A 4,726-nucleotide genomic window follows, 5' to 3' on the forward strand; every position below is an offset into this window, starting at 1 on the left:
GACAGAAAATTGAGGAACGACAAGAAAAAGAACAGGTACAGAGGACATTGCAAGAGTTGCGCGATCGCCTGATTGCGAAAGGATTAGACCCTGATAATCTCTGAAACTTCCTAAAACTGACTTTGAGGGGAAGTGCGATCGCATTTTTACTCATGCAAATGCTATGCTCTTGATTTAGAAGTGACCATTAATAAAATTGTGGAAGAATATAGGCTTGCACCCTCCTACTAACAACCCTTCCATTGATAATTCTCACTAAAGTCCTCAAGCGAGAAGTCTAGGTTTCAACGGCGGGGAGGAGATAGAGGCCGGGTTTTGCATTGGCATCAGGGAGAAGTTCGTGGCTGCTTTTAACCCCTTGTTGTTCGCACAGTTGGGCAAAGGCAAGCAACCCATCTAATCTGGCGTACAATTCGCTAAGAGTATCGAGATATTCTGCGATCGCCAGTTGCCGATATTTCCATTGTGAGGTGAGTTGGGGTTGAGTGCGGGTCATTTCCAGTTCTACTTTAGCGCCTCGGCGTTTTTGCAGTGTCTGGTCGGAAGATAGGGCGCGATCGCTTGGCGAAATTTGGGTGATGCGTTGGACTCGTTCGGGGGTAATGCAGTTTTTAAAGTAGGGAGTAGCAAAGCGTTGGGCTGTAGCGAGTTCGGGACGTTCGGTGTTGAGGAGACTTTTCGCCCACTGGTGGGCGTGTTGCTGAAAGCGAGGGATTTCTCGGGCGAGGACTTCTCGGGCTTCTGGGATCTGCCCGTGTTGGAGGAGGAGGTTTGCTTCTGTGGCGATCGCGACTGCCCAGCCTTGGGTGGAGACATCTACCAGCATAAGGGTATTGGCATCGAATTCTAAAGGGGCTTGGGTGGCTTGACTGGCAAGAAATAGACGGGCGCTGGTGGCGGTTTTTAGGGCTGCTTTGGGGGAGTCATCGGGAAAGCGTTTCAGATGTTCAAGTTCGGCTTGCAGGTCGGCTATATTTTTGATTAACAAGGCTTTATGGAGGTCTGCGATCGCATTCCCGAGGCGTTGTTGTTCTTCTCTGCTATCTTCTACGAGGAGATAAAGATAACCCAGTTGTTGAGATAATTGGCGAGAAAGCTGTTCTAAACTCCAATCAATGCGATCGAATCCTTCATTGACTGAGTGTTGTAAGTTGCTGATTTGATTTTGAACTTGATGCAATTTAAACCCCATATAAGCAAAGCCAGCAATACTTACCCCAAGATTTAAAACACTTGCACCTGCGGCAATTTGGCTAAAACCGAGGATAGAAGAAAAAGGCAAAGTCATTAATTGACTGGGAAGGCCAGATACTTCAGTAAGATGTCGTACAATTTGCCCTCCTTGAGATGTTCCGGCAGCTTTTCGGATAACGCTACCATAGCGAACTAGAGAGCCATCTAGTAAGCCCTTAATGATTTCTGGATCTGCAATTAAATTAGTAGGGATGATCATAATAATTACTCCAATTTAACGATAGAGAAGGGGATTCTTGGTTGATTGATTTGAAAGACGATGAGAAACAATAACATGGTGTTCTGTTTCTAATATTCGTTCAAAAGCATCAGAACGATCTAAAGAATCTGCATTTTCGGCAAATCCAAGATCATATTCATATTTTGGTAATTCTATTTTGACAAAATAAACATCATATTCGGAAGGTTGAAGCGTTTCTGCACTTGCAAAATTATCGCTTAAACCTGTATTTTCAAATTTTTCCTTTCCTCCTATCCATAATGCTTCTGTTGCTGTATAAACATCCTCCCAGATGGCCGATGTAACTTGAGATTGTGTTTTGAGAATTTCCACAAGCTCTATGTTACGATCGGCATTAACAACTAATATGAGAATGTATTTTTGTGCTATTGGTTGTGCGGTACTGGGAAGAGGAGTTACATCTCTATTACTTTTTTGAGAGGGATTTGATTGTTTCTGTTGATTTAAAACGTCTAGAATCACTCCGATCCCAGTTTTAGATAGCTCCTCAATTATTTTACCAAAATGACCGTACATATTTTTATTTTTACAGATGAACTGTAATACTGGTTAACTGTTGACGAATTGATTTTAATAAATTTTGCTGAGATTCAATTTCACTCCAACGATTAGAGCTTTCCTCAGCAGATTGTTCAATAACCGTTTCTTTTTCTTTTAGCATTCGATTTGCCAATTCAAGAACTTCTTCAATAGATTCATTAAACTTATCATTAATTTCATCTAAATACCTAACTACCCAATCCCCTAATTTATCCCATAACTTTGATTCGGCATTTTCAACTCCTTGTATCCATTGTTTTGCCATACGGTCAAAATTAGGAATTTTTAATTCTCGATACTCAACTTCTCCGATGATAGGTTCGCTGACTATCTTTGTTTTCTCTTGTTTGTTCAAACAACTACCTTCGGTATAAGTAACTCTTTTGGTTTGTCGATCTACTTCTTCAGAGCGATTAATTACATCAGATTGAATTATTTCTAAAAAATCAAAAACTTGTTCATCTAATTCTAAGGGTATTGATATTTTTTGCTCAAACTCAGCAAAAATTGCTTGATCGAGTTCTAGATCTGGTAATTCATCGCTAACAAAATGAGACAGTTCACAGACATTACTTTTTGCTAGTTTCCGTAAAGCATCTTCAAAGTCTTTTGCTTTTGCTTGTAAACTAAATTCAGCACGTTTCACAATCGCTTGTTTCATTGTTTCAAAAAAGGTTCGTACTGCTTTTTCTGCGTGATCCACTTTTTGGATTTCTTTTTGATCGTTTACACGCGCACTGAAAACAAAATATCCAGAATCTTTCTTGTAATTCACTAAATTTGATCGCATTAAATCATAAGCTCTCGCTATTTGATTTGCAAGAGAAGGTACAATAATTTCTTGAAGTTTGTCTTCTAAGTCATAAACACTTTGTTTTTTATTTAAGACTTCACGGACAGGACGAATTAATTTAAGAAGGATATCGTCTTTAATTGCTTTAACTGATTCTGTGAAATCACTAAAGCCTTGAATTCCCACTTGCTCTATTTTTTCTATAGCACGATTACGAGATTCATTAGTGTTTTCTTTCAAATCTTTTCTGATGTCTTGAAAATCTTCAAAAAAGACTTTCTGTGATTTATTGATTTTTTTATGTAATTTTTTTCGACTTTGCTCTAACGTTTCTTGTAATTCTTTAATCGTCTCAAGTTCTTCAATCTTGCTAATTTCTGCAATTGTATTGATTTTTGTAATCAATGAATCAAAATTATTGAAAACCTTGATTAAAATAGGTACAACTACTAACTGGGGAAAAACATCTTGAACTCTCTGGCGTAAAGTATCCCAAAGTTGCTCTCCTCCACTCCATTCTAGTGCATAATGAAGAATTTTCCGCATTGTTTCATCATCAATCGCTTCACCATCATCTACATCATCTTCAATCCCTCTAAACCAACGGCGTAATTCTTTATTCCCACGAGTTGATTGCGTAATAATTACTGCACAATCTTCAAACATTGCCTTTAACAATTTTAAGCGAGTTTCTTGGCTAACTTGTGAAGAAAGATCGCCATTTCTTGTTCCCCAAGCACATTGAGCATAATAGAGCAAACGCGCACAAAATGGGATAATATCGGGAGGAGTTTTCAAAGACAAAACCGATTGAATTTCCCTTTGTAAACGTTCAATTTGTTGTTCAAGGGGAAAATCATCAGCCCCTCGCATATCGACCCGATTAAGCAAAAAAATCATTGAATCCGTGCGACCATTTAAAGCCGTCACAACCTCTTTCAATTCTTCTAATAACCGTTCTCTTTTTTCCTCATCAACCTGTCCATAATCCAAAGCTACCAAACTACAAGACTTTCTCACTTGAGGTTGAATTACTTGGAGATTGGCACGATCTTGAACGGATTTTAGACCCGGTAAATCGATGATTTCAATATCAATTCCTGCGGGAAGATCGAGTAAAGCGCGATCTCCAGCAGGTAAAAGCGCACCATAGTTTGTAATTTGGGGTGCAAAACAATTTTTTTCTTTTTTGCGAATATCGTGATAAGACAACATTACACTCCGAATGCGACTGTAAAGTTCGTCGTCACTTAATCCAGACCATTCCCCCGTTTCCCAATAGGGATGTTCTGTTTCCTCAATGACCAATCGAGAACCATCTGAAACCCGCAACCGCAAAATTCCCCCACTCATCTCAGTATTCAGGATCGGTGCAATTCTCCGACCGATCAGCGCATTCACAATTGTAGATTTTCCCGAGGAAGTCGTCCCTAGTGTTGCGATAGACAAGGTGGGATTCTCCAGCCTTTCCCTTGCTTCCTCATAGGCGCTTCGGAATGCCTCTACTTGTGCTTTTAACTCTGGATCGTCAAAAACCTCTGGATGAGCATTGGCTAAATCTTCTGTTCCATTCCCCAACTCATTCAAGAGTTGCCGAACCGAGTTGAGTATTTCAGTGACATTAGGTGGAGTCATACTGTTGAGAAGTGCGATCGCTCTTCCTAGATTAAAGGGATATACATTATTAACGCTTCTGGAACACTCTAACATAAAGTAAGTTGTTCAGTTGAATAATATTCCAGCCTTCGATAATACTAACCCAGAGAAGGAAGCAAAATCCTCCCAGATGATTGAAGTGGTCGGGGATTCTCTGCCCGAACTTGTACAAATCCTGAGAATTACGTTAAATTTAATTAAGATAGCTTGGCAATTGCAGCACTCGTTCGGTAATACAAGAA

At 39.7% G+C, this 4,726-nt stretch carries 3 protein-coding genes; all 3 read right to left on the reverse strand.

The genetic code is table 11. The features are described from left to right. Positions 1-277: 277 nt before the first annotated feature. From JUI58_RS15190 to JUI58_RS15200, 3 genes are read right to left on the reverse strand one after another with little or no spacing between them, the layout of a single operon-like run. Complete coding sequence (locus JUI58_RS15190) at positions 278-1,453, reverse strand: hypothetical protein (protein WP_204104644.1); 1,176 nt, start codon at positions 1,451-1,453, stop codon at positions 278-280. Between the two features lie 15 nt (positions 1,454-1,468). After that, the gene (locus JUI58_RS15195; protein ID WP_204104645.1) at positions 1,469-2,011 is read right to left on the reverse strand and encodes a hypothetical protein; all 543 of its coding nucleotides are present in this window, start codon (positions 2,009-2,011) and stop codon (positions 1,469-1,471) included. A 10-nt stretch (positions 2,012-2,021) separates the two neighbouring features. Continuing rightward, positions 2,022-4,538, reverse strand: a complete 2,517-nt coding sequence (locus JUI58_RS15200; protein WP_204104646.1) for a dynamin family protein — start codon at positions 4,536-4,538, stop codon at positions 2,022-2,024. Between the last annotated feature and the right edge of the window lie 188 nt (positions 4,539-4,726).

The sequence above is a fragment of the Spirulina sp. CCY15215 genome (genome assembly GCF_016888125.1).
In the GTDB taxonomy this organism is placed as follows: Bacteria; Cyanobacteriota; Cyanobacteriia; order Cyanobacteriales; family Spirulinaceae; genus CCY15215.

Coding starts and splice junctions, on each gene's coding strand:
- JUI58_RS15195 (WP_204104645.1), bottom strand. CDS start 2,011: ATGTACGGTCATTTTGGTAAAATAATTGAGGAGCTATCTAAAACTGGG.
- JUI58_RS15190 (WP_204104644.1), bottom strand. CDS start 1,453: ATGATCATCCCTACTAATTTAATTGCAGATCCAGAAATCATTAAGGGC.
- JUI58_RS15200 (WP_204104646.1), bottom strand. CDS start 4,538: ATGTTAGAGTGTTCCAGAAGCGTTAATAATGTATATCCCTTTAATCTA.